Source organism: Halomonas sp. LS-001, assembly GCF_052983955.1.
Window position 1 is genome coordinate 2,115,978 of sequence record NZ_CM129816.1, and the last position, 22,030, is coordinate 2,138,007.

20 protein-coding genes and 1 riboswitch are annotated in these 22,030 nt (G+C 56.0%); of the genes, 9 read left to right on the forward strand and 11 right to left on the reverse strand.

What is annotated here, in order from left to right; translation table 11 throughout:
* Positions 1-38: 38 nt before the first annotated feature.
* Positions 39-259: riboswitch (cobalamin riboswitch) on the reverse strand.
* 33 nt (positions 260-292) lie between these two features.
* Genes ACU6TU_RS09585 through cobT form a run of 7 tightly spaced genes read right to left on the reverse strand, consistent with a single transcriptional unit; the run spans position 293 to position 5,407 of the window.
* Positions 293-718 (reverse strand): bifunctional adenosylcobinamide kinase/adenosylcobinamide-phosphate guanylyltransferase, encoded by a 426-nt coding sequence (locus ACU6TU_RS09585; RefSeq protein WP_447141215.1) that lies wholly within the window; start codon positions 716-718, stop codon positions 293-295.
* Positions 670-1,353: a histidine phosphatase family protein gene (locus tag ACU6TU_RS09590; protein WP_447141216.1), complete on the reverse strand. Its 684-nt coding sequence runs from the start codon at positions 1,351-1,353 to the stop codon at positions 670-672. Before ACU6TU_RS09590 ends, ACU6TU_RS09585 begins: the two co-directional genes overlap by 49 nt.
* Positions 1,290-2,066: an adenosylcobinamide-GDP ribazoletransferase gene (gene cobS, locus ACU6TU_RS09595; RefSeq protein WP_447141217.1), complete on the reverse strand. Its 777-nt coding sequence runs from the start codon at positions 2,064-2,066 to the stop codon at positions 1,290-1,292. Before cobS ends, ACU6TU_RS09590 begins: the two co-directional genes overlap by 64 nt.
* Positions 2,063-2,602 (reverse strand): bifunctional adenosylcobinamide kinase/adenosylcobinamide-phosphate guanylyltransferase, encoded by a 540-nt coding sequence (locus ACU6TU_RS09600; RefSeq protein WP_447141218.1) that lies wholly within the window; start codon positions 2,600-2,602, stop codon positions 2,063-2,065. Before ACU6TU_RS09600 ends, cobS begins: the two co-directional genes overlap by 4 nt.
* A gap of 35 nt (positions 2,603-2,637) precedes the next feature.
* Complete coding sequence (gene cbiB / locus ACU6TU_RS09605; RefSeq protein WP_447141219.1) at positions 2,638-3,654, reverse strand: adenosylcobinamide-phosphate synthase CbiB; 1,017 nt, start codon at positions 3,652-3,654, stop codon at positions 2,638-2,640.
* Positions 3,642-4,361, reverse strand: a complete 720-nt coding sequence (locus ACU6TU_RS09610) for an adenosylcobinamide amidohydrolase (RefSeq protein ID WP_447141220.1) — start codon at positions 4,359-4,361, stop codon at positions 3,642-3,644. Before ACU6TU_RS09610 ends, cbiB begins: the two co-directional genes overlap by 13 nt.
* Positions 4,358-5,407, reverse strand: coding sequence for a nicotinate-nucleotide--dimethylbenzimidazole phosphoribosyltransferase (gene cobT / locus ACU6TU_RS09615; protein WP_447141221.1), 1,050 nt, complete (start codon positions 5,405-5,407; stop codon positions 4,358-4,360). Before cobT ends, ACU6TU_RS09610 begins: the two co-directional genes overlap by 4 nt.
* 275 nt (positions 5,408-5,682) lie before the next feature.
* On the opposite strand from cobT, the gene edd reads away from it, so the two are divergent.
* The 4 genes from edd to ACU6TU_RS09635 are packed head-to-tail and all read left to right on the forward strand — an operon-like array spanning position 5,683 to position 10,420.
* Positions 5,683-7,572: a phosphogluconate dehydratase gene (gene edd, locus ACU6TU_RS09620; RefSeq protein ID WP_447141222.1), complete on the forward strand. Its 1,890-nt coding sequence runs from the start codon at positions 5,683-5,685 to the stop codon at positions 7,570-7,572.
* On the forward strand, positions 7,572-8,537 hold the full coding sequence (gene glk / locus ACU6TU_RS09625; RefSeq protein ID WP_447141223.1) for a glucokinase: 966 nt from the start codon (positions 7,572-7,574) through the stop codon (positions 8,535-8,537). Before edd ends, glk begins: the two co-directional genes overlap by 1 nt.
* Positions 8,538-8,554: 17 nt before the next feature.
* Positions 8,555-9,424: an aldo/keto reductase gene (locus tag ACU6TU_RS09630; protein WP_447141224.1), complete on the forward strand. Its 870-nt coding sequence runs from the start codon at positions 8,555-8,557 to the stop codon at positions 9,422-9,424.
* A 36-nt stretch (positions 9,425-9,460) separates the two neighbouring features.
* Positions 9,461-10,420, forward strand: a complete 960-nt coding sequence (locus ACU6TU_RS09635) for a carbohydrate kinase family protein (protein ID WP_447141225.1) — start codon at positions 9,461-9,463, stop codon at positions 10,418-10,420.
* A 289-nt stretch (positions 10,421-10,709) separates the two neighbouring features.
* On the opposite strand, the gene ACU6TU_RS09640 is transcribed toward ACU6TU_RS09635, so the two are convergent.
* The 4 genes from ACU6TU_RS09640 to ACU6TU_RS09655 form a co-directional block, all read right to left on the reverse strand.
* Positions 10,710-11,372 (reverse strand): bifunctional 4-hydroxy-2-oxoglutarate aldolase/2-dehydro-3-deoxy-phosphogluconate aldolase, encoded by a 663-nt coding sequence (locus ACU6TU_RS09640; protein WP_447141226.1) that lies wholly within the window; start codon positions 11,370-11,372, stop codon positions 10,710-10,712.
* Between the two features lie 73 nt (positions 11,373-11,445).
* Positions 11,446-12,111 (reverse strand): 6-phosphogluconolactonase, encoded by a 666-nt coding sequence (gene pgl, locus ACU6TU_RS09645; protein WP_447141227.1) that lies wholly within the window; start codon positions 12,109-12,111, stop codon positions 11,446-11,448.
* 1 nt (position 12,112) lies between these two features.
* A complete protein-coding gene (zwf, locus tag ACU6TU_RS09650; RefSeq protein ID WP_447141228.1) occupies positions 12,113-13,606 on the reverse strand; it encodes a glucose-6-phosphate dehydrogenase in 1,494 nt (497 codons plus the stop codon).
* A gap of 283 nt (positions 13,607-13,889) precedes the next feature.
* Positions 13,890-15,422, reverse strand: a complete 1,533-nt coding sequence (locus tag ACU6TU_RS09655) for a carbohydrate porin (RefSeq protein ID WP_447141229.1) — start codon at positions 15,420-15,422, stop codon at positions 13,890-13,892.
* A 444-nt stretch (positions 15,423-15,866) separates the two neighbouring features.
* Here ACU6TU_RS09655 and ACU6TU_RS09660 point away from each other — a divergent pair, with 444 nt between their 5' ends.
* The 5 genes from ACU6TU_RS09660 to ACU6TU_RS09680 all read left to right on the forward strand — a co-directional run bounded on the left by ACU6TU_RS09660 (position 15,867) and on the right by ACU6TU_RS09680 (position 21,893).
* Positions 15,867-17,138, forward strand: a complete 1,272-nt coding sequence (locus ACU6TU_RS09660) for an ABC transporter substrate-binding protein (protein ID WP_447141230.1) — start codon at positions 15,867-15,869, stop codon at positions 17,136-17,138.
* Between the two features lie 14 nt (positions 17,139-17,152).
* Positions 17,153-18,130: a carbohydrate ABC transporter permease gene (locus ACU6TU_RS09665; RefSeq protein ID WP_447141231.1), complete on the forward strand. Its 978-nt coding sequence runs from the start codon at positions 17,153-17,155 to the stop codon at positions 18,128-18,130.
* On the forward strand, positions 18,130-18,972 hold the full coding sequence (locus tag ACU6TU_RS09670) for a carbohydrate ABC transporter permease (protein WP_447141232.1): 843 nt from the start codon (positions 18,130-18,132) through the stop codon (positions 18,970-18,972). Before ACU6TU_RS09665 ends, ACU6TU_RS09670 begins: the two co-directional genes overlap by 1 nt.
* Before the next feature lie 27 nt (positions 18,973-18,999).
* Positions 19,000-20,610 carry an alpha-glucosidase family protein gene (locus tag ACU6TU_RS09675; protein ID WP_447141233.1) on the forward strand — a complete coding sequence of 537 codons (1,611 nt, stop codon included), beginning with the start codon at positions 19,000-19,002 and terminating at the stop codon, positions 20,608-20,610.
* Between the two features lie 176 nt (positions 20,611-20,786).
* Positions 20,787-21,893, forward strand: coding sequence for an ABC transporter ATP-binding protein (locus ACU6TU_RS09680; RefSeq protein WP_447141234.1), 1,107 nt, complete (start codon positions 20,787-20,789; stop codon positions 21,891-21,893).
* Positions 21,894-22,030: the final 137 nt, after the last annotated feature.

A 22,030-nucleotide genomic window follows, 5' to 3' on the forward strand; every position in this document is an offset into this window, starting at 1 on the left:
ACACCCTCCGTGTCTCGGCATGTATGCGTACTGGTTCAGTTGAACCTGACTCTTAGGCCGGTCTCCGGGCTGACGAGCGAAAGGTTGTAAACTCACCTTTCCGAACGACCACCTTCCCGTGCGTCGGCACAGTGGCGTATCAGTCGTTCTTATCTCGATCACCGTTGCGGGGGCAGCGTTGGATTCACAGAAATGTTCACCAACTTCCCGTTTCACTGGCGTTTTAAACACCGCCAGCACCTGAGAGTGGGAGTAAACTAGCAAGTTGCCAGGGGGAGGTCAATTGAACTGGCTAGGGCTTAAGCGCATGAACAAGCCCATGTCGCACACAGAACACTTGAGCGGCCTGGGCGGTCGCATCCTGGCTAAACCAGCCATTCACATCGCGCAAAAGGCGCTCATTGGGCGCGATGGGGACGATGCCTCGCCCCAGTTCATTCATGATCAAGACCAGGGTGATGCCCTGTGCCTGCGCTTTTTCATCCAGATGCTTCAAGTCTTCCCGCCATTCGGCGCGCCAGCGATCTATATCCGAATTCAGCGACGCTTCCAGCCATTCAAACACGCCGTAAAGCACCAGCGGCGTATTGGGCTGCAACTCGCTGGTGGCGAGGTGTAGCCGCTGCCCTGGGGCAAGCCGCGACCAGATGGCATCGGGAAAGCGGGCTTTTACGGCGTCTCGCTTTCCTGCGCAGGCACCGCCGATGAAAAGCTGCATTGCCATTCTCCTGTCTCAACTGCTTTCTCATCTACTTTCTCATCTACTTTCTCATCTACTTTCTCAGTTAGCTGCCAGCGCCTGCCCTGGGCCTGATGGACGATACCTTCCCAGAAACCGATGGTTTCAAAGCGACGGCGTAACTCGCGAATCACGCCGCCGTGGGTGACCACGAGGACTTTCTGATAGCGGTGTTCACGCGCATGGGTGGCCACGTCGTTAAGCCAGGCATCCAGGCGTTCGCGCAGCTGGCCTGAGGATTCGCCACCGGGAATCTGCAGCTCCCCCACGCTATCAATCCAGGCGCGGTAATGGGGCAGATTTTTTAGCTCGTCGTAGACTTTGCCTTCGTACTCGCCAAAATCCAGCTCGCGCAAGCGGGGTTCTAAATACACGGGCACGCCGGGCTTTGCAGCCTGAGACCATTCAAGGGTTTGCTGGCAACGGTTCAAGTCGCTTGAATACACCGCATCAAAACGCTCTTCCGCCAGCGCCTCACGCAAGGCCAAAAGCCCCGCTTCAGCATCAGGAAACAGCAGCGGAATGTCGCGCTGCCCCTGATAACGACGCTCTAGATTCCAGGCGGTAATACCGTGGCGAACTGCCACCAGCTCCACATCAAGACCAGTAGCCAAAGTTCTCCTCCTTCAATTGTGGCACCCACCATGTCGCCGTTGATGCCGTTGAACAGACGCACAAACACTCTTCTGCTGACGATAACCCAGACAGCTATTCCCAACCCCCAAACCAGAAGCCCCGGGGCAAGCACACACAGCGCCAACAGAGGGAGCGAGGCATAGCCGACATCACGGGCGCTGAGTGACTGCTGCCAGCTCCAGGCGAGGCCTTTTGCGTGGGCGCAGGGGGTGAGAATCAGCAGCGCAACCCCGCCAAGCCGACCCAGCGCAGGCACTACCACCAACCACCAAAGCGGCGCCTGATAGGTCAGTAATGCCCACAGCAGGACGCCCTTCCAGGCCAGCAGAAACAGGAGCGCCAGAATGCCGAAGCTGCCTATCTGGGCGTCTTTCATAATTTCCCAACGCCGTTCAAGGGGCTGGTTGCTACCCAGCGCGTCGGCGAGGTCCATCACGCCATCCAGGTGCAGGCCGCCTGACACCGCCACCCATAAACTCAGCAACAGCAAGGCAGCCACTGGAGTAGGCGTGTTCCACAGAGTCAGCAGCAGCGCGCCAAGCGCCAGCATGCTGCCAATCAAGAGCCCGACTAACGGATAGGCACGAATGGCCCAGCGCCGGGTTGCCGGTGTCCAGGGGCAGGCGATGGGGATCGGAATTCGAGTCAGAAACTGCAGCGCAAGCAATACGCCAAACATCGCATCTTTCATTGATCACCTTCCCTGGCAGGCTTCCACTCCCGTGCACAGCCTGCGATGACTTCCAGCACGGAATCGGCCAGCGCCGCGACCCGGCAATGCAGCTGCTGGATAAACGCTACATAGCGCCAGGTATCCGGCTGATTGGGAATCAGTGCTTCGTTGAGGTCGTTGGATACCACCACCAGCGCCAGCCCCCGCGCCCTGGCATCTTGCAGGGCGCGTTCAAGCAGCGCAAGCCCCTCAGGCGGGCTTAGGCCAGCACTGAACATAACCTGACTTGCCCACAACGTTAAGCAGTCAAGCAGCACCGCATGGCCATCAGACACCTGGGCAATGGCGTGGTCAATGGCCAAGGGAGCCTCCAGCGTTATCCAGCGGGCATCGCGGCCAGACTGGTGCCTTGCGACCCGCTCAGCCATTTCGGCGTCATACACCTTGGCCGTGGCAATGTAGTAACACGCCGCCTTGCCTGCCGCTTCCAGCACACACTGCTCGGCGACCTGGCTTTTACCGGAGCGAGCGCCCCCGCTAACAAAGACTATCATTCAGACCCTTTAACAGCCGGTTAGTGGTGGATTCATCACGCAGCGCCATATGCTGCCACTCCCATTACGCCGAGACTCATCAGCAGGAAAAATATCAGCCAGGCGCCGTGCATCAACCCTATGGTGGTGTGGATATGCGCCACGCGAAGTTGGATCAGCGGCTCCCCCAGGGTGGCACGATGGGAAACGACCCCCTGATAAAAATTCGTGCCGCCGAGTTGTACCCCGAGCAGATTGGCCACCATGGCTTCCGGCCAGCCAGCATTGGGGCTGGGGTGACGCGGCGCCTGCTGGCAAGTGGCAGCCAGTGCGCCCTGCCATCTCAATGCAGTTCCTTTCAGGCTCATCAGCACACCGGCCGCCCATAAACACAGCGCGGTGAATCTGGCTGGCAGCCAGTTGGCGATGTCATCCAGTTTTGCCGAGGCATAGCCGAAGTCGCTGTAGCGCTCATTTTTGTAGCCCACCATGGAATCCAGCGTGTTGATGGCTTTATAGGCCAGTGCCAGCGGTGCCCCGCCGATCAAGGCAAAAAACAGCGGCGAGGTAATGCCATCCACCGTGTTTTCAGCAATGGTTTCCACCGCACCACGGGTAATTTCGGCTTCATCCAGCTGCTCGGTATCACGCCCGACCACCATGGAAAGCGCCCGGCGTGCTGCGGCAAAGTCACCACTGGTAAGCGGCACGGCAATGGCACGCCCGGCCTGCGCCAGGCCTTTTATCGCCAGCGTGGACGACAGCAGCCATAGCTCTACGGCTAGCCCCAGCCAGGGGTTCAGCCAGGTAAGCAGAACAAGACCCAACCAGGCAAGACTGAACGTGCCCAACACAATCGTCGCGGTCAGCAAAAAGCCCATTAGTCGCCGCCGTCTGGCACTCCCCTGGTTCCAGCGTTTCTCCAGCGCACTGATGGCACGCCCAATCACCACCACCGGGTGCGGCAGGCTGCGCGGGTCGCCAACCATCATGTCGATCACAATTGCCAGCGCCACTAATGTTATTGCTATTAATCCCACCGGCATGATTCCCACCGACATTACCCCTGGCATGACGACTCCTGTCGCGATTTAGTCAGCGAGCCTAGCGTGGCCTGATACACCACTTGCCCGATCGCTCGTCCGATAAGCGTGCCCGAGCCCGCATAGGGAGTCGCATCCCCTTGCTGAGTGGCGGCAATGGACAGGCTGTCGGTTGACGTTCCCGTGGCGGGCGTACCGCTGTAAGGGTCTTTTACGCCCACCTCTCTTAGTGCCTGAACTTTTGCTTCCGTAGCCGATAAAGCGGCGTTCACCAAGGCACCATCAGTTAAGTGAGCGTCCAAAAAAAGAAAGGTATTGATCGTGCCGATTCCTGGCGATGTCCGCAACACTAAACGCGGGTCTGACGGGTGTGCAACACTGATATCCACGGCGTTGCCAACGCCTGCCGTGACCAGCGCCATTACGCCATCCGTTGTGTCATCTAACGCGACGCTGGCCACGCAGGCACTATGCAAGTACACAGCGGTCATCATGGCTACCGATGACGCGGGCAGGTGCCGGTCCGCCAGCCAGCGCGACAGGTCACCTCTTGGGTGATGACCATCGTAATGCTTATTCACGTGGAAGTTGGCAAAGTGCTGCCGGTAGCCAAAGCCTTCGCCCAGCAGCGCGCTACTCAGGGTGTACAGCGGCTCGACCGCCGATACCACCAGACAGGACTCACTGTTTGTCAACGTGAGCGGCCGACTGAACGGTAGGGTCTCAGGCATGATCATGGGGCGGCATTATCGCTAACGCCTGCATCGGCAAACGTTGCCATTTCGTTGAGCATGGCGGCAGCGGATTGCAGCAGAGAAAATGCCAGTGCCGCTCCACTGCCTTCTCCCAGGCGCATCCCCAATGACAACAGCGGCTCAGCATCGAGCGCTTGAAGTGCGGTGGCGTGGCCGGGTTCTGCAGAACGATGCCCAAAGATCAGATAGCCACGCACTGCAGGGCATAAACGGCAGGCTATCAGCGCGGCAACGGTGGCAATAAAACCATCCACAATGGCGGGCTGCCGGTTTGCGCCAGCAGCCAGGTAAGCACCGACCATGGCGGCAATTTCCAGCCCGCCTAACTTGCTCAGGATATCCATGGGGTCTTGCGGGTTCGCCTGGCGTGCTTTCAGGGCGCGCTCGATCACTGCCACTTTATGGGCTTGCTGGTCACTGCTGATACCGGTACCTGCACCCACCAGCCGGCTCACTGGCTTACCCGTCAGCACGGCCAGCATGGCACTACTGGCGGTGGTATTGGCAATGCCCATTTCGCCCGCGATGATGCATTTCGCACCGTTCTGAACGGCCCGTTCAACGGCATCGCTGCCAACCTGTAACGCGGCGTTCGCCTGCGCCAGAGTCATGGCATCGTCCAGTAGCATATTGGCCGTACCCTCGCGCACCTTGGCGTGGGTAACGCCGGACAGGGTTAATGAAGATGCCACGCCAACATCGACAATTTCCACCTGAGCGCCTATCTGTCTGGCGAACACATTAATGGCTGCCCCACCCTGCACAAAATTCGCCACCATTTGCGCCGTGACTTCCTGGGGAAACGCCGAGACCCCTTCCTCTGCAACGCCATGATCGGCCGCAAACACCACTACCGCTGGCGGCGTAATAACGGGCTTGTGTTCACCGCTGATTTCGCTGAGCTGAATAGCGAGCGCCTCCAGCTGCCCCAGGCTTCCGGGCGGTTTGGTCAGCGTATCGATATAGGTGCGCGTCAAGGCGCCAGCAGGTTTATCAATCGGCGGGACTTGGTTAACGTGGGAGGGCATGGCAGCTCCAGGGTCAGCAATCAAAATTATTTTGCCCACGATATTAGCAAAAGCTGGGCTGCTATACTTACGCTTTAATCGATTAAGATGGCGGCCTGCCTGGTGAGGCTTGCCACTGTTATACAGGGCTCTTTCTTCAACAAGCGCTGCTTTGATTTTTTAAGTAATAAAACTACAAATATATTTTTTATTGCCGTAAAGTCTCTTATATCGACGCAAAAATATGTAAAATAACTACAATTCAGACTCACTATCTCTACCACGCAGAGGTCACTATGCCGAGTTCAACATCCGCCACCCTGAATCCTACCGTTGCCGAGGTCACCCAACGCATTCGTGAGCGCTCTGCCGAGCGGCGTGCTCTCTATGAGCAACGCATGGCGGACCAGCATAAGCGTGGCGTGCACCGTGCAGAGCTATCCTGCGGCAACCTGGCCCATGGCTTTGCTGCCTGCAACCCTCAGGATAAAGACTCCCTGAAGCTGATGAACAGCGCCAACCTGGGGATTATTTCGTCCTACAACGACATGCTGTCGGCCCACCAGCCGTTTGAAACTTTCCCGCAAACCATTAAAGCTGCTGCCAGCGCCATGGGCTCCACGGCACAGTTTGCCGGTGGCGTTCCAGCCATGTGTGACGGTGTCACCCAGGGGCAGCCGGGCATGGAACTCTCGCTGTTTTCCCGCGATGTGATTGCCATGTCGGCAGCGGTGGGGTTATCCCACAACATGTTTGATGCCGCTCTTTATCTGGGCGTGTGTGACAAGATCATTCCTGGGCTGTTTATTGCCGCCGCCCGCTTTGGCCATCTTCCCGCGACCTTTGTTCCTGCAGGCCCGATGCCCAGCGGATTACCGAACAAAGAAAAAGCCCGTATTCGCCAGCTATACGCAGAAGGCAAAGCCAGCCGCGACGATTTACTCGAAGCCGAATCCGCGTCTTACCACAGCGCTGGCACCTGTACCTTCTATGGCACTGCCAACTCAAACCAGCTGATGATGGAAGTCATGGGCCTTCACCTGCCGGGCACCTCTTTTGTGAACCCGGGCACGGAAATGCGTGAAGCCCTCACCCGCTACGCCACCGAACAGACCATTCGCAACACGGAACCCGGTGGCGACTATCGCCCGTTCTATCAGCAGATTGATGAGCGCGCCATTGTCAATGCCGTGGTGGGGCTACTGGCCTCTGGTGGCTCCACCAACCACACGATGCACCTGATCGCCATGGCCGCAGCGGCGGGTATCACCCTGAACTGGGACGACTTCACCGACCTCTCTGCCGTCACCCCCAGCCTGATGAAGGTCTACCCCAACGGCCAGGCCGATATCAACCACTTCCAGGCAGCCGGTGGCATGAGCTATCTGTTCCGCGAACTGCTCGGCGCTGGCCTGCTGCATGGCGATATTCCGACCGTGTTTGGCACCGATCTGACCGCCTATACCCAGGAACCCTTCCTGGAAGATGGCAAAGTGGTCTGGTACGAAGGTCCGCAGAAAAGCCTCGACGAAGACGTCCTGCGCCCGGTGGCAACACCGTTTGCCCCGACTGGCGGCCTGACCGTGATGAAAGGCAATCTGGGGCGCGGTGTCATCAAGGTTTCGGCTGTGGCCGACGAGCACCGCGTGGTAGAAGCGCCGGTCAAGATCTTCGAAGACCAGAACGAAATGAAAGCCGCGTTTGAATCCGGCGATCTGGACCGTGACGTGATTGTCGTCGTGCGCTTCCAGGGCCCGAAAGCCAATGGCATGCCGGAACTGCACAAGCTGACCCCCTTCCTTGGCGTGCTGCAGGATCGCGGTTTCAAAGTCGCGCTGGTGACCGATGGGCGTATGTCTGGCGCATCAGGCAAAGTGCCCGCCGCGATTCACATGAGTCCGGAAGCCCTCGATGGCGGGCCACTATCAAAACTGCGCGACGGCGATATGGTGCATCTGGATGCCAACGCAGGCACGCTGGAAGCCAAAGTCGATGCCGCTACCTGGGCAGATCGCGAGCGTGTTGTCGCTAACCTCGATCACTATCATGTCGGGCTTGGTCGCGAACTGTTCAGCGGCTTCCGCCATCTGGCCATGCGCGGTGAAGAAGGCGCTGGTTCACTGGGCGGCTTTGAAGCCGATGATCTTGCTCGCCAACAGGGCCAGATTTCACAAGAGGATGCCTGATGCGACCGGCATTAATCGGCGATATCGGGGGCACGAATGCCCGCCTGGCGCTTGTGACGCCAGGCGAGATAACGCCCCACGATATTATTAATCTGCCCTGTGCTGACTATCCGGGCGTTATCGAAGCCATTCAGGATTACCTGGAACGCGCGGGGGCCACCGGTGACAACGCGCCTGTCGAGGCCTGCCTGGCATTTGCCTGCCCGGTTCATGACGAACGGGTCAAAATGACCAATAATCACTGGGATTTTATGAAGCGCGACGTTCAGCAAACGCTGAACCTGTCGCTGTTCAAGGTGATTAACGACTTTACTGCCCAGGCGCTGGGGGTTCTTCACGTAGACAGCGACAATCTGGTGGAAGTGCAGGCAGGCACGGCCCTGCCCCACTCTGCCCGGCTGGTCATTGGCCCCGGCACAGGCCTGGGCGTTGCCGGGGTATTTCCCGGCCAGCACGCCTGGATACCGCTGCCCACCGAAGGCGGCCACGTCAGTTTTGCGCCGACCGATCTCACCGAACGTGCCTTGCTGGATATTTTTCTCCAGCGTCATCAACGGGTCAGCGTTGAGCGCCTGCTCTGTGGCCAGGGAATTCTGGAGCTGTATCAGGCCCATTGTGCGCTGAACGATCAAACGCCTGACTGCAAGACCCCAGCAGACGTCACCCAGGCAGCCAACCAGGGCGATGCAATGGCCACCGCCACCCTGCTGCGTTTCCTGAAAATTCTCGGCGATGTATGCGGAGATGCCACGCTGACGATGGGCGCCAGAGGTGGGGTCTATCTGTGTGGCGGTATTCTGCCTCGCCTGCTGGAGTGGCTACCCGGATCCGAGCTGCGTAATAGCTTTGTGAACAAGGGGCGGATGGGCGCTTATAACGCCGATATTCCCGTCTCGATTGTCACTCACCCGTGGACGGGGTTACTGGGTGCCGCTGAAGCGCTGCATAACGAAGAAGTCTTTTAAACTTATCAGGAATGCCCATGCCCGCTCACACTTTCGATGTGCCCTTTGTTCTCGGCATGATGCGCCTGCATGAAGCACCAGAAATGCATCAGGTCAGCCACCTCGCCGACTGGATCGAGGCGCGTATCGAACAGGGCCTGAACTGGTTTGATCATGCCGACATTTATGGCAACGGTGCTTGCGAAACGCTATTTGGTCAGGCACTGCGCTCGCGCCCGACACTGGTTAAACGGCTTAACGTGATCAGCAAAGCCAGTATCGCCAATGACAACCCAGCCCCTGGCTCTGGCAAGGTAAAGCACTATAATGCCAGCCCCAACTACCTGAATCAGGCCATTGATGACGCGCTAAAACGCCTCAGCGTCGAGCGTATTGATCACTTTCTGATTCATCGCCCGGACCTTCTGATGAACGCAGAAGCAACCGGGCGCGCCCTTGATGACGCGGTTACAGCTGGCAAGATTGGCGCAGCGGGCATTTCCAACCACTTGCCCAGCCAGTGGCGCAGGCTACAAAACGCCATGCACCAGCCGCTACTTGCTAACCAGATTGAGCTTTCATTGGCTCACAGTACCCCGCTGTTTGATGGCAGCTTTGACGACCTGTGCGCTGATGGCCACGCACCAATGGCATGGTCACCACTGGCCGGCGGCGCACTGATGCAGGGCGAAACAAGCCGGGTGCTCAAGCGCCTGGCAAGCGAACTCAACAGCACGCCCGGTGCACTTGCACTGGCCTGGCTGCGCACCTTGCCCTGCCGCCCTGTCCCGGTGGTTGGCAGCGTGAAACCCGAGCGCATTGCCGCCATGCTGAATGGCCCGGATATGCTTTCCAGAGACAACTGGTATGAACTACTCGAAGCTGCACGCGGCCACTGCGTCGCATAACGGCTTCTTAACCTCCGTAATGACAAGGAATAATTTATGACACCGGTGATTGCGTTTGGTGAAGCCTTGGTCGATATGTTGTCCAGCCGCCTTGGCGATGAGACTGAGCAGGAAACCTTCACGCCTTACGCGGGCGGCGCGCCAGCCAATGTCGCGGTTGCCTGTGCCCGGCTGAATGTCCCCAGCCGTTTTCTGGGTATGGTAGGTGACGATACGTTTGGCCATTTCCTGATTCGCGAACTGAAACATCACGGCGTCGATACTCAAGGGGTTGTGCTGACAAAAGCCTCGCGCACGGCGTTGGCGTTTGTCTCACGGGATAGCAGCGGCGAGCGCACCTTTGATTTTTATCGCCCACCGGCAGCCGACCTGCTGTATCGGCTGGAGCACTTACCTCAGGGTGTTTTCGAACAGCCAGCGATTGTTCACCTGTGCAGCAACAGTTTGACCGACCCCGAGATTGCCGACACCACTCTGGCCATCGCATCATTGGCCAAACGGGCGGGGTGCCTGGTAAGCGTGGATGCCAACCTGCGTCATAACCTGTGGGCCGATGGTTGTGCCGATGCCTGGCGGGTGACGGAACTGCTGGATAGCGCCGAGTTAGTAAAAGTCTCGCTGGATGAGCTTGATTACCTGCGTGGCGACCATTCACAGGACACCTGGTTAGCCGAGCGCATGGCGGCTGGCGTCAAGGTGATTTTAATCACCGATGGCCCCAACCGCGTGGTGTTGAAAGGAGTTGCCATTGACCAGGCAATCACCCCACCCCCGGTGACTGCCGTTGATACCACCGCTGGCGGCGATGCCTTTATTGGCGGCCTGCTGGCTGAGCTCTCAATGCATGGCATCGATAAAGACTGGCACCAGGACAGCGAGTTTCTCATGCGCGCCGTGGATATTGCCTGCCGCTGCGGTGCCCACGCAGTCACCCACCCAGGCGCCTACGCCGCACTGCCGACCCATGCTGATATCGAAGCGCTTCGCAAAACCTGATCACAACGCTTTAACAACAGCTTTCAGCAAGAAAGGATTGCAACCGTGCGCCCCTTTCTTGCCTGTTCCCACGCAATACTCACCTGACTTTTATCCACCTACCCACTGGCTAGCCCCAGTCAAGGCGATGCGCGCTATGCCTGGCGCACAAAAAAACCCGGGCATGTCACCATGCCCGGGCAAAAGACTTGCGCACACGACCCGTAATCAGTGTGGCAGGCCAGGAGAATCTTTCAAAAGAGTATTCATTCCAAAAGAGTGTTCGTTTGTACCGATTCAAAATGGCTGATTAATGATGGAAACGCTCAGAGGCCTGACGGGCCAGCTCGCGAATGCCGTCCCAGTCTTCCGCTTCCACCATGGCTTTCGGTGTTAGCCAGGAGCCGCCAACACACATGACGTTAGGCATTGACAGGTAGGTATCGGCATTCTCGACGGTGATACCGCCGGTCGGGCAGAAACGCGCTTCGGGAATCGGAGCGCCAAAGGCTTTAATCGCTTTTGCACCGCCGCTGGATTCCGCAGGGAAGAACTTGAAACGACGGTAGCCATACTGCCAGCCGTTCATCAGCTCGGAAATGGTCGAAACCCCCGGCAACATCGGCACCGGGCTTTCTACGCCGTAGCGATAAAGGGCATCTGTCGCGCCCGGCGTCACCACGAAATCGGCGCCCACCTGTTCCGCCTGGCGATATTGCGCAGGCGTCAAAACGGTACCGACACCGATACTGGCACCCGGCAGCGCTTCTTTCATGCGTTTGACAGCATCTAGCGCGCATTCGGTACGTAAGGTAATTTCCAGAACGCTTAAACCACCTTCGACCAAAGCGCGACCCAGCGGTACCGCATCTTCAAGACGGTCAATGGTAATCACCGGAATAACTTCGGCTTTTAAGCAGATGCTATCAAGCTCGGCCGTGCGCGTTGAGGGTAGCTGTTTATCAATGGTCATCAGTGAGTCTCCAAGCGATTTTTTATTAGCAAATGTTTTATTGGCAAACGTTTTATTGACGAAAGCCAGGGCATCAAGGCGCCCAGTAGATCGCTAACGGGCAGGATAAAAACGCGCGAACGGGCAGCTTGCGAACGTCGTCGCCGTTCATGGCATTAGCCAATACGCTGCGTTTATCCTCGCCGGTGATATGTAGGAAATGACGCTGTGCCTGATGAAGGCGGGCCGCCGAGAACGTGATACGAGGCTGAGGCTGGCTGGGCGTTCGGACAGCCACCAGGGGTTCATCAGTGGATAGCGCCAGGCCAAGTTCCTGGCTATCCGGGAATAATGAGGCCGTATGGCCATCACCGCCCATGCCCAGAATCACAACGCTTGCCGGCCAGGATAAAGAAGCGGTGCGCTGGGCAACCTCGGCGACACCTTCTTCCGGCGTCGAGGCCTCCGAGGTCAAGGCGATAAAACTGGCCTCGGCAGCGGCGCCCTGAAGCAGGTTTTCTCGAACCAGCCTGGCATTGCTGTCGCTGCTGTGTTCATCCACCCAGCGCTCATCGGCCAGGGTGATATCCACACGTGCCCAAGGCAGCGGCTTGGCCGCCAGGGCTTTAAAAAAAGGTACCGGCGTCGATCCGCCCGACACCACTAACAGGGCGCGTTCCTGGTGCTCAAGGTCTTCGGCCAATGCCTGAAAGACGGCTTCCGCCAGCTGTTCTGCCAGCGCTTGACGTGCTTCACTCATTTCAATAATCCTCATACCAACTGCGGCCATCCTGGGTAATCATCGCGATGGAAGCGACGGGGCCCCAGGAACCTGCCGGATAACGACGTGGTGGCGTATCACGTGCTTTCCAGCCATCGATGAGCTGGTCGCACCAGCGCCAGGCGTGTTCTATCTCATCGCGCCGAACAAACAGATACTGCTGACCTTTCATGACTTCCAGCAGCAGACGCTCATAGGCATCGGGGATACGTGATTTAGGGAAGGCGTTGTTAAAGTCCAGGTGCAGTGGCCCAGGCCGCAACCGCATGCCTTTATCCAGACCGCTATCTTTGGTGAGTACCTGTAAGGCAATTCCCTCATCCGGCTGCAGACGGATAATCAGCTTGTTAGCAGCAATGCCGCGCTGGTCGGGGTCAAAAATATAGTGGGGTTGCTGGCGGAAGTGGATCACGATCTGAGATAGTTTTTCAGGCATGCGCTTACCGGTCCGCAGGTAGAACGGCACCCCTGCCCAACGCCAGTTGGCCACCTCGGTTTTCATGGCCACGAAGGTTTCCGTCTGACTTTGCGTATTCGCACCCTCTTCTTCCAGGTAACCCGGCACTGACTGACCGTCATTGGTGCCTGCGATATACTGGCCACGCACCACATCCCGGCCCAGCGCTTCACCGGAAAACGGCTTCAGGGCTTTCAGCACTTTTACCTTTTCATCACGGATGGCATCGGCATCCAGATTGGAGGGCGGGTCCATGGCAATCAGGCACAATAGCTGTAGCAAGTGATTCTGCACCATGTCGCGCAGCTGACCGGCATCATCGAAATACCCCCAGCGCCCTTCTATACCGACTTTTTCCGCCACGGTAATTTCTACGTGGGAAATATGGTTCTGATTCCATTGCGTGCCGAACAGAGGGTTGGCAAAACGCAGGGCGATCAGGTTCTGTACCGTTTCTTTACCTAAATAATGATCAATGCGATAAACGCGCGATTCAGGGAAGACTTCCCCGATAGCATCATTGATCTCTTGTGATGACACCAGGTCATAGCCAATCGGTTTCTCAACGACTACGCGAGTTTCATCGTCAAGACTGCCACTGGCCTGCAGATGGCGGCAGATATCGCCGTAGATCATCGCGCCTACCGACAGATAAACTACCATCGGACGATCCGCGCCTTCACGCCACTCCCGTACCTGCTCAAAACCATCGACTTTTTTGAAATCCAACTGACAATAATCAAGACGGTTGAGAAAGCGTGTCAGGCTTTCTTTGTCGCGTTCTTCGCTGTTAAGGCGGTTGTGCAGCGTTTCACTGACCAGCCGACGAAACGCTGCCGTATCATGCTCATGACGCGCCAACCCCATAATCCGCGTGCTTTGAGGCATCAGGCCTTCACGGTCAAGATGATAAAGCGCAGGAAACAGCTTGCGCATGGCAAGATCGCCTAACGCTCCAAACAGCGCCAGATCAATCGCGTGATTCTGATCGCCCAAGGGGGCATGTGACTGGCTCATTGTCGCTCCTGTCCATCATGAGATGACTTTATGTTGTTAGATTACCTAAAACTTATCGTATATTGGGGGTTATGCGCAATATTTTATGTAATTTTACTACATATTTTAATGTTGCCTTATCATATTTTCTTTGTAGGTAGCATTACGACTGAACAATGCTTCATCCAAAAGACTAGCGATTTTCTGGACTGGCGACAAAAAAGCCCGCGAAAACGCGGGCAAGCCATCAGCGAAACAGTTTTCTACTCTACTCATCGAGCCATTGGGTTCGAATCTACTGGTGTCAGAACCAGACTTCTGTCTGCACACCAAAGCTCCATTGGCCGCCGGTATAACCTTCATCTCCAAAGGCATCACCACTGTCGAAACGGTTAAGCTCGGCATCCCAGTCGGTGTAAGAAGCAAACAGGCGAACTTCCGGGCGTTTCCAGAAACCTCCGACTTGCGGTTTGAAGGTTGGAGCGATGGTGAACTTGCCGAAATTTCCGCTAACGGCATTGCCGTTGCCTCGGTCAAGATCCATGTACTGGTAGCTGCCTTCATACTGCATTTCAAAGTTTTGCGTAATTTCGTTGGCAAAACGCAGATTGAAGGTCGCCCAGTCAAAACGACCCCCTTTATTAAGGCGGTCTTCACTGGTTTCAGCCAACACAGACGGTGCAACACGCCAGTTCGGTGCAACATAGGTGGTGCCATACAGCGCCAGCCGGGTCGATGTTGCGTCTTCCGTCAGATCGCCGTTACTACCAAGGCCTTTGACTTCTGCCCCGAGCCCCTGACCATGTAACACCGCCGCTTTGAAGTTACCTTCACTGCCGAAGAAATTATCGCCATGGTAAGCCACCATGGTATGCCAACCACTATCAGCGGCCTGCTGGCCAACGCCGATATCACGTTCGTCGTTGTCTGCAGCCGACATCGCATTGACCATCACCTGCACATCGCCAAAATAGTTATTGGAGGTCAGGATCAGGTTATCCGTATCGCTGTTTTCGCCATCCAGTCCGGGGTTTTCACGGTTAACCACAGGGTAGTCACTGAAACTGCGGCCATAGAGCGAGAAACTGGATTTCCAGTTGTCAGCCAACTGCATGTCATAGATACCGGCACCGGTACCGGCAAGGAAGACCACATCGCTATCCAACCAGTGAATATCGAAGTTATTGCGGTCAAAGCGCTTACCCGCCCAGATGGAGGCATTTTCAAACGCACCGGTAAAACCTGGGAGGTCACTGAATTCTGCGTAAACCTGGCGGACGTTCAGGTTGGTATCATCACCGACCCAATCATTGCTGGAGTTGGTGCCATGCGCCAGCATGGTGGTGTAACGGGCTTTGGCACCATTATCAAACTGCATACGGTAATTAAAAATGGCTTCAGAATAGGTATCCGGCTCGTTACCTAATCGGCCAACCGCGCCTCCCAGGCTGCCAGCCGGGGTGACATAGGGGCCACCATTGATGCTTTTGCCATCTTCACCCAGCAGTAATCCTGAGCGGGCATAAACATTAAAGGAAAAACCCTCTTCCCCACTGGTCTGGCGTTCGACAGCGGCAAGGCGCTCTTCTACATCCGGGCTGGCGGCAGCAGGTGCACTGGAAGCAGGCACACTTTGCAGGTTCCGTTCAGCAATCTCAGCACGCCGTTCGGCATCAGCAGCAAGCTGCTCGGCAGCGGCAATGCGCGCTTCCAACGCTGCCATGCGCTCTTCCATACTGGCATCTGCCAATACACCGGCACTAAAACTCAGAGAAGCCGCAGTAACGGCAATAGCGAGAGGCGTTTTGAATGCGGTCTTGGACTTTTTGTTTTGCATGATTGTTGCTTGCATGGTTCGACTACCCTGTTGAAGTCGTGATCGAAGTGATATTTATCCTTCGAATCAAAATTATTATTAATATGCACCGTCTTTACGGCAGCGCGATGAAGCAATATCGACGCTCACCGAAAAATGGGGCCACCAGAACTTAATCGATTAAGTCTCCATAAACCAAGCCTCAAACGCCAATTAGCGACTAATGTCTAACAAGACTTTTGCTCACGGCAGCTTTGTTAAAAAGGCAGTAGACAAAAGTCGATGTTGAATTTTTGCTTATGAAACGGCTAACTAGTCTAAATCGAATCTTAATCGATTAAGTTCTTAGAATAAGTTTTGATGAGTCATAGACGCTCTGGATGTTCTATACGCTTACATGGGCACGCCAATTCGCCTCAAGAGTCCAACCAGCGTCGACAACAACAACTAGTGAGGAATGCTCCGATGAAAAAGACTCTAATCTCAACCGCGATTGCCATTGCCAGCGCTGCCGGTGCTGTTACACACGCACAAGCGGCTGAATTAACGATTTCCTGCGGCGCCGTTGGGGCTGAGCTGACACTTTGCCAGGAAGGCGTTTCCGCATGGGAAGACAAAACGGGCCATGAGGTGGATATCGTATCGACGCCTAATTCCTCAACCGAGCGCCTGTCGCTTTATCAGCAGATTCTCTCGGCCAATTCCAGCGATATCGATGTGATGCAGATTGATGTGGTGTGGCCAGGCCTGCTTGCTAACCATCTGCTCGATCTCAATGAAGCACTGGGCGAAAATGTCGCTGATGGCCACTTTGAAACCATTGTGACGAACAACACCATTGAGGGTCGCTTGGTGGCCATGCCCTGGTTCACCGACGCAGGTGTTCTTTATTACCGTAAAGATCTCCTGGAAAAGCACGGATTTGAAGCGCCAACCACCTGGCAGGAACTGACCGAGATCGCCAGAACCGTTCAGGATGCTGAGCGCGAAGCTGGCAATGACCGCATGCAGGGCTTTGTTTTCCAGGGACGTGCCTATGAAGGCCTGACCGTCAATGCGCTGGAATGGGTCGCCAGCCACGGCGGTGGCAATATTGTGGAAGCCGATGGTGAAGTCAGCATCAATAACGAGCATGCAGCGACGGCTCTGGATCTGGCCGCATCATGGATTGGTGACATTTCTCCCAACGGCGTTCTGAACTACACCGAAGAAGAAGCTCGCGGCGTGTTCCAGGTGGGCAATGCTGTTTTCATGCGCAACTGGCCCTATGCCTGGTCGCTGGCACAAAGCGAAGACAGCGATGTGCGTGACAAGGTCGGTGTGGTTCAACTACCCGCCGGTGGTGAAAACGGCCAAAGTGCCGCTGGCCTGGGCGGCTGGAACCTGGCGGTATCGCGTTACAGCGAAAATCCGGCGCTGGCTGCCGACCTCGTGGCGTATCTGACGGGCATGGAAGAACAGAAGCGTCGCGCCATCGAGGCGTCTTACAACCCGACGATCGATGCGCTCTACCAGGATGAAGAAGTCCTCGAAGCGGTTCCGTTCTTCGGCACACTTTACGATACGTTCACCAATGCTGTTGCCCGCCCGTCAGCCCCCACTGGCGATGCTTATGGCCGTGTCAGCAACGCCTTCTTCAGTGCCTCTCATGACGTGCTATCCGGACAGATAACAGGTGATGAAGCCGTTGAACGGCTCGAAAATGAGCTGCTTCGCTTAAAGCGTCGTAACTGGTAACCGCGGAGCTTCTCATGTCAACGTCTCTCAATAACAGTGCGCCTGAACAGGCGCACTTACCGACCCGTAAAGGTCGCAGCACCAAGGTGCGTCGTCAGCGGGTAAAGGCAGCCTGGCTGTTCCTTGCCCCGATGCTGATTGCTCTGACGCTGGTGGCTGGCTGGCCTCTGTTTCGCACCTTCTTCCTGAGTCTGACCGATGCGTCGCTGTCGGATCTGGGTGCGGCCAACCTGATTGGCTTTGAAAACTATCTGGTCTACGACAATGGCCGCTGGTATGGCGTTTTAGCAGACTCGGTATGGTGGCAGTCCGTCTGGAATACGGTGTATTTCTCGATGGTGTCGGTGTCTCTGGAAGTGATCTTCGGTGTCATAGTGGCGCTGATTCTCAACGCCGAGTTCAAGGGCCGTACCATTGTTCGCGCCGCCGTCCTGATTCCCTGGGCAATACCCACCATCGTCTCTGCGCAGATGTGGGCATGGATGCTTAACGACCAGTTCGGCATCATCAACCATATGTTGATGGCCGTAGGCATCATTGATAACCCGATTGCCTGGACCGCCAGCGCCACCTATTCGATGTGGGCCGTGATCATGGTCGATGTCTGGAAAACCATTCCATTCGTTGCCCTACTGGTGTTGGCCGCCCTGCAAATGCTGCCGAAAGACTGCTATGAAGCCGCAGAAGTCGACGGCATTCACCCCGTCCGCGTGTTCTTCAAGGTCACCCTGCCGCTAATCACCCCGGCGCTGATGGTGGCGGTGATTTTCCGCCTTCTCGATGCTTTGCGGGTATTCGACGTCATCTACGTTCTGACCTCGAATTCCACCAGCACCATGTCGATGTCGGTATACGCGCGCCAGCAACTGGTTGAATTCCAGGATGTGGGTTACGGCAGTGCCGCCTCCACGCTGCTGTTCTTGATTATTGCCCTGGCCACCGTTGCTTACCTTTATTTAGGCCGTAACAAAATAAAACTGGGAGGTGACTGATGAACCAACGTCAGTTAGCCAGAGTCGGTAAATTTATCGGTTTTTGGATGCTTATTGCCTTGATCATGGTGTATGCGGTTTTCCCGTTCTATTACGCCGTCATTACCTCTATCAAACCCTCCGGTGATCTGTTCCTGGTGGAACTATGGCCGTCGAACTGGAACCTGGATAACTACGCGCAGATTTTCAGTCAGTCGAGCTTTGTGCGTGCCATCTTTAACTCGGTGCTCGTCGCTTTTAGCGTTGTTTTCATTGCGCTGCTGCTGGGTATCACGGCGTCGTATGCACTGGGCCGCGTTCGTTTTCGGGGCCGCTCGACCATCATGCTGGTGATTCTTGGGGTGTCGATGTTTCCTCAGGTCGCCGTGTTGTCGGGTCTGTTTGAGGTAATTCGTGCCCTGAACCTCTACAACAATCCTGCTGGCCTGATTCTCAGCTACACCATTTTCACCCTGCCCTTCACCGTGTGGGTGCTCACGACGTTTATGAAAGAGCTCCCCATGGAATTGGAAGAAGCGGCCATCATGGATGGTGCAACGCCATGGATTACGATTACCAAGGTATTTCTGCCGCTGATGTGGCCTGCCATGGCAACCACAGGGCTGCTTGCCTTTATCGCCGCCTGGAACGAGTTTCTGTTCGCTCTGACCTTCACCCTGACGGATACCCAGCGCACCGTGCCTGTCGCCATTGCCCTGCTGTCGGGTGGTAGCGCCTACGAATTGCCCTGGGGGCCAATCATGGCCGCTTCCGTGGTGGTCACGGTGCCGCTGGTGATTCTGGTGATCATTTTCCAACGCCGTATTGTTTCTGGCCTGACCGCTGGCGCGGTAAAAGGCTAACCTTCTACTCATTGACTGGATTCTTTTATGCATGACACAACTTCTTGGTGGCGCGGCGGTGTTATTTACCAGATCTATCCGCGTAGCTTTATGGATAGTCGCGGTGACGGTATCGGCGACCTCAATGGCATCACCAATAAGCTTGATTATGTGGCGTCACTGAACGTGGACGGCATCTGGCTGTCCCCTTTCTTCACGTCACCCATGCTCGACTTCGGTTACGACATCAGCAATTACCGTGATGTCGACCCCATGTTCGGCACCCTGGAAGATTTTAAAACGCTATTGGAAAAGGCCCATTCTCTGGGTCTGAAAGTGATGATTGACCAGGTCATCAGCCATACGTCAGATCAACACCCCTGGTTCCAGGAAAGCCGCCAGAACCGCGACAACCCTAAAGCGAACTGGTTTGTATGGGCGGATCCAAAACCGGATGGCACGCCACCCAATAACTGGCTTTCCATTTTTGGTGGGCCAGCGTGGACCTTTGATTCGCGTCGTCAGCAATATTATCTGCATAATTTTCTGACCAGTCAGCCGGACATCAATTTCCATAACGCTGACGCCCGTCAGGCACAGTTGGATAACATGCGTTTCTGGCTCGAAATGGGCGTGGACGGCTTCCGCTTGGACACCGTCAACTTCTACCACCATGACACCCAGCTACGTGACAATCCGCCTGTCCCTGCAGGGGAATCCAAAACCCTCGGGGCACCAGAAACCAACCCGTACACCTGGCAGCGCCATGTCTATGATATCAGCCGTCCGGAAAACCTTGGCTTTCTCAAGGAACTCCGCGCCCTGATGGATGAATATCCCGGCACGACGACCGTCGGTGAAATCGGTGATGACAATCCACTGGAGCGGATGGCTGAGTACACGGCTGGCGGTGACAAGCTGCATATGGCGTATACCTTCGATCTGCTCAATAAGCCGCATTCAGCCGCCTACCTGCGTGAAGTCATCACCCGCTTCCAGCAACTGGCGGGCGATGCCTGGCCATGCTGGGCGACGTCTAATCATGACGTGGTGCGCAGTGCAACCCGCTGGGGGGCTGAGGAAGATCCCCGTGCCTTCCCCAAGGTTGCCATGGCTATGCTGCTATCACTGCGCGGTAGCGTCTGCCTCTATCAGGGTGAAGAGCTGGGACTACCGGAAGCGGATGTGTCTTACGAGCGTATTCAGGACCCCTACGGCAAAGTGCTCTGGCCGGAATTCAAGGGTCGCGATGGGTGTCGTACGCCCATGCCCTGGAGCAACGGTCTGCACGCTGGCTTTTCTGTTGTCGAGCCCTGGTTGCCGGTCGACCCACGCCATCTTGGCCTGGCGATTAGCCATCAACAGCATGACCCGCAATCGGTACTCAGTGCCACCGCCCAGCTATTGGCGTTCCGTCGTCAGCACGCCGCCCTGTTTGATGGCGACATGTCTCTGGTGGACGTCGGTGAAGACCTGCTGGGTTTCCTACGTGAAACGCCAGAGCAAACGGTACTGTGTGTTTTCAACCTGACCGGCAAGTCGCACACAACGCGCTTACCTGTCGCCGTCAAGAATGAACTCACGGGGCATGGCTTTACTGCCCACCTGGATGGGGAGTCTCTTACACTGCCTGCCTACCAGGCGGCCTACTTCGTATAAGAGTGAACCGGTGCTCAGGCAGGCAGCAAAAGCCGCCCCTGTGACACCTTTAAATGACGACAGTTAGTGAAAACCGTTAGTGAAAGCAGTTAGTAAAAAACAGTTAGTGAAAACAATTAACGACCAAACAAGGCCGCCGCCATCATTAAGTGCGAGCGGCTGGAAAGGAGTCACCCATGGCAAGTGTCACGCTTGAAAAAATTAACAAGGTTTTTGGCCGCGATCACATCATCAAGGATGTCGATCTCAACATTGGCAACGGCGAATTTGTCGTCTTTGTGGGGCCTTCAGGCTGCGGCAAGTCTACGCTACTGCGATTGATTGCCGGGCTGGAGTCCATCACCGAAGGCGACCTTAAAATAGGGGGTGATGTCGTCAATGAGCTACCCCCGCGTGAGCGTGGTGTCGGTATGGTATTCCAGTCTTATGCGCTTTATCCGCACATGACGGTTTACGAGAACATGGCCTTCGGCCTAAAGCTGGCGAAGAAGACCAAAGAAACCATCGACGACCGCGTCATGTCCACGGCTCGCATCCTGCAACTCGAAGAGTTACTCCACCGCAAACCTAAAGAGCTTTCCGGTGGCCAGCGCCAGCGGGTTGCCATGGGGCGTGCCATGGCGAGGGAGCCGCGCATTCTGCTATTTGATGAGCCGCTCTCCAACCTGGATGCCTCATTGCGGGTACAAATGCGTAATGAAATCGCCAGGCTACACAACCGTCTGGGCTCTACCATGATTTACGTGACCCATGATCAGGTCGAAGCCATGACCCTGGCAGATAAAATTGTGGTGCTTAACGGCGGTCATATTGAACAGGTGGGTAGCCCACATGAACTCTACCAGCGACCAGCGACCCAGTTTGTTGCTGGCTTCATGGGCTCGCCCACCATGAACTTCATGCCTGCCGAACTGATCAGCGGTTCACAGGATGGTTGCCGGGTGACGGCAAAAGGATTGGGAGAAATCGCCCTTCCCCAAGCGGCAGATGCTTATCGCACAGGCAGCCCGCTCACGATGGGTGTGCGCCCTGAGCACCTTCGTTTAGAAGCACCAACAGACGATAATTGCTTTGAGATTTTCAATGTTGAGTATCTGGGGAATGAGGTTTATGTCTACCTGGAGCCGAAAGACGGTAACATCTTGCTGATTCATCGCAGCGAAGCCCCAAGCCAATGGAAAGAAGGCCAGAAAGTATCCTTGGTGCCTGACATTGAACATGTCCACCTATTCGACGAAAGCGGCGCGGCATTAATCCTGTCTGAAAAACGTAGTGCCGCCTGACGTTTGATTGTCAGTGTTTCAGTCTTAATAGCCAGTTTTGATGGTTAGTAGATAGGTTGGCTGAGACAGGTTGGCTGAGACAGGTTGGCTGAGACAGGTTGGCTGAGATAGGTTGGCTGAAATGAGTTGGCTTAACG

Bases quoted from the DNA above. Each gene is read 5' to 3' on its own strand.
- ACU6TU_RS09585 (WP_447141215.1), bottom strand. From the start codon at position 718: ATGCAGCTTTTCATCGGCGGTGCCTGCGCAGGAAAGCGAGACGCCGTA.
- cobS (WP_447141217.1), bottom strand. From the start codon at position 2,066: ATGAAAGATGCGATGTTTGGCGTATTGCTTGCGCTGCAGTTTCTGACT.
- ACU6TU_RS09600 (WP_447141218.1), bottom strand. From the start codon at position 2,602: ATGATAGTCTTTGTTAGCGGGGGCGCTCGCTCCGGTAAAAGCCAGGTC.
- cbiB (WP_447141219.1), bottom strand. From the start codon at position 3,654: ATGCCAGGGGTAATGTCGGTGGGAATCATGCCGGTGGGATTAATAGCA.
- ACU6TU_RS09610 (WP_447141220.1), bottom strand. From the start codon at position 4,361: ATGATCATGCCTGAGACCCTACCGTTCAGTCGGCCGCTCACGTTGACA.
- cobT (WP_447141221.1), bottom strand. From the start codon at position 5,407: ATGCCCTCCCACGTTAACCAAGTCCCGCCGATTGATAAACCTGCTGGC.
- edd (WP_447141222.1), top strand. From the start codon at position 5,683: ATGCCGAGTTCAACATCCGCCACCCTGAATCCTACCGTTGCCGAGGTC.
- glk (WP_447141223.1), top strand. From the start codon at position 7,572: ATGCGACCGGCATTAATCGGCGATATCGGGGGCACGAATGCCCGCCTG.
- ACU6TU_RS09630 (WP_447141224.1), top strand. From the start codon at position 8,555: ATGCCCGCTCACACTTTCGATGTGCCCTTTGTTCTCGGCATGATGCGC.
- ACU6TU_RS09635 (WP_447141225.1), top strand. From the start codon at position 9,461: ATGACACCGGTGATTGCGTTTGGTGAAGCCTTGGTCGATATGTTGTCC.
- ACU6TU_RS09640 (WP_447141226.1), bottom strand. From the start codon at position 11,372: ATGACCATTGATAAACAGCTACCCTCAACGCGCACGGCCGAGCTTGAT.
- pgl (WP_447141227.1), bottom strand. From the start codon at position 12,111: ATGAGTGAAGCACGTCAAGCGCTGGCAGAACAGCTGGCGGAAGCCGTC.
- zwf (WP_447141228.1), bottom strand. From the start codon at position 13,606: ATGAGCCAGTCACATGCCCCCTTGGGCGATCAGAATCACGCGATTGAT.
- ACU6TU_RS09655 (WP_447141229.1), bottom strand. From the start codon at position 15,422: ATGCAAAACAAAAAGTCCAAGACCGCATTCAAAACGCCTCTCGCTATT.
- ACU6TU_RS09660 (WP_447141230.1), top strand. From the start codon at position 15,867: ATGAAAAAGACTCTAATCTCAACCGCGATTGCCATTGCCAGCGCTGCC.
- ACU6TU_RS09665 (WP_447141231.1), top strand. From the start codon at position 17,153: ATGTCAACGTCTCTCAATAACAGTGCGCCTGAACAGGCGCACTTACCG.
- ACU6TU_RS09670 (WP_447141232.1), top strand. From the start codon at position 18,130: ATGAACCAACGTCAGTTAGCCAGAGTCGGTAAATTTATCGGTTTTTGG.
- ACU6TU_RS09675 (WP_447141233.1), top strand. From the start codon at position 19,000: ATGCATGACACAACTTCTTGGTGGCGCGGCGGTGTTATTTACCAGATC.
- ACU6TU_RS09680 (WP_447141234.1), top strand. From the start codon at position 20,787: ATGGCAAGTGTCACGCTTGAAAAAATTAACAAGGTTTTTGGCCGCGAT.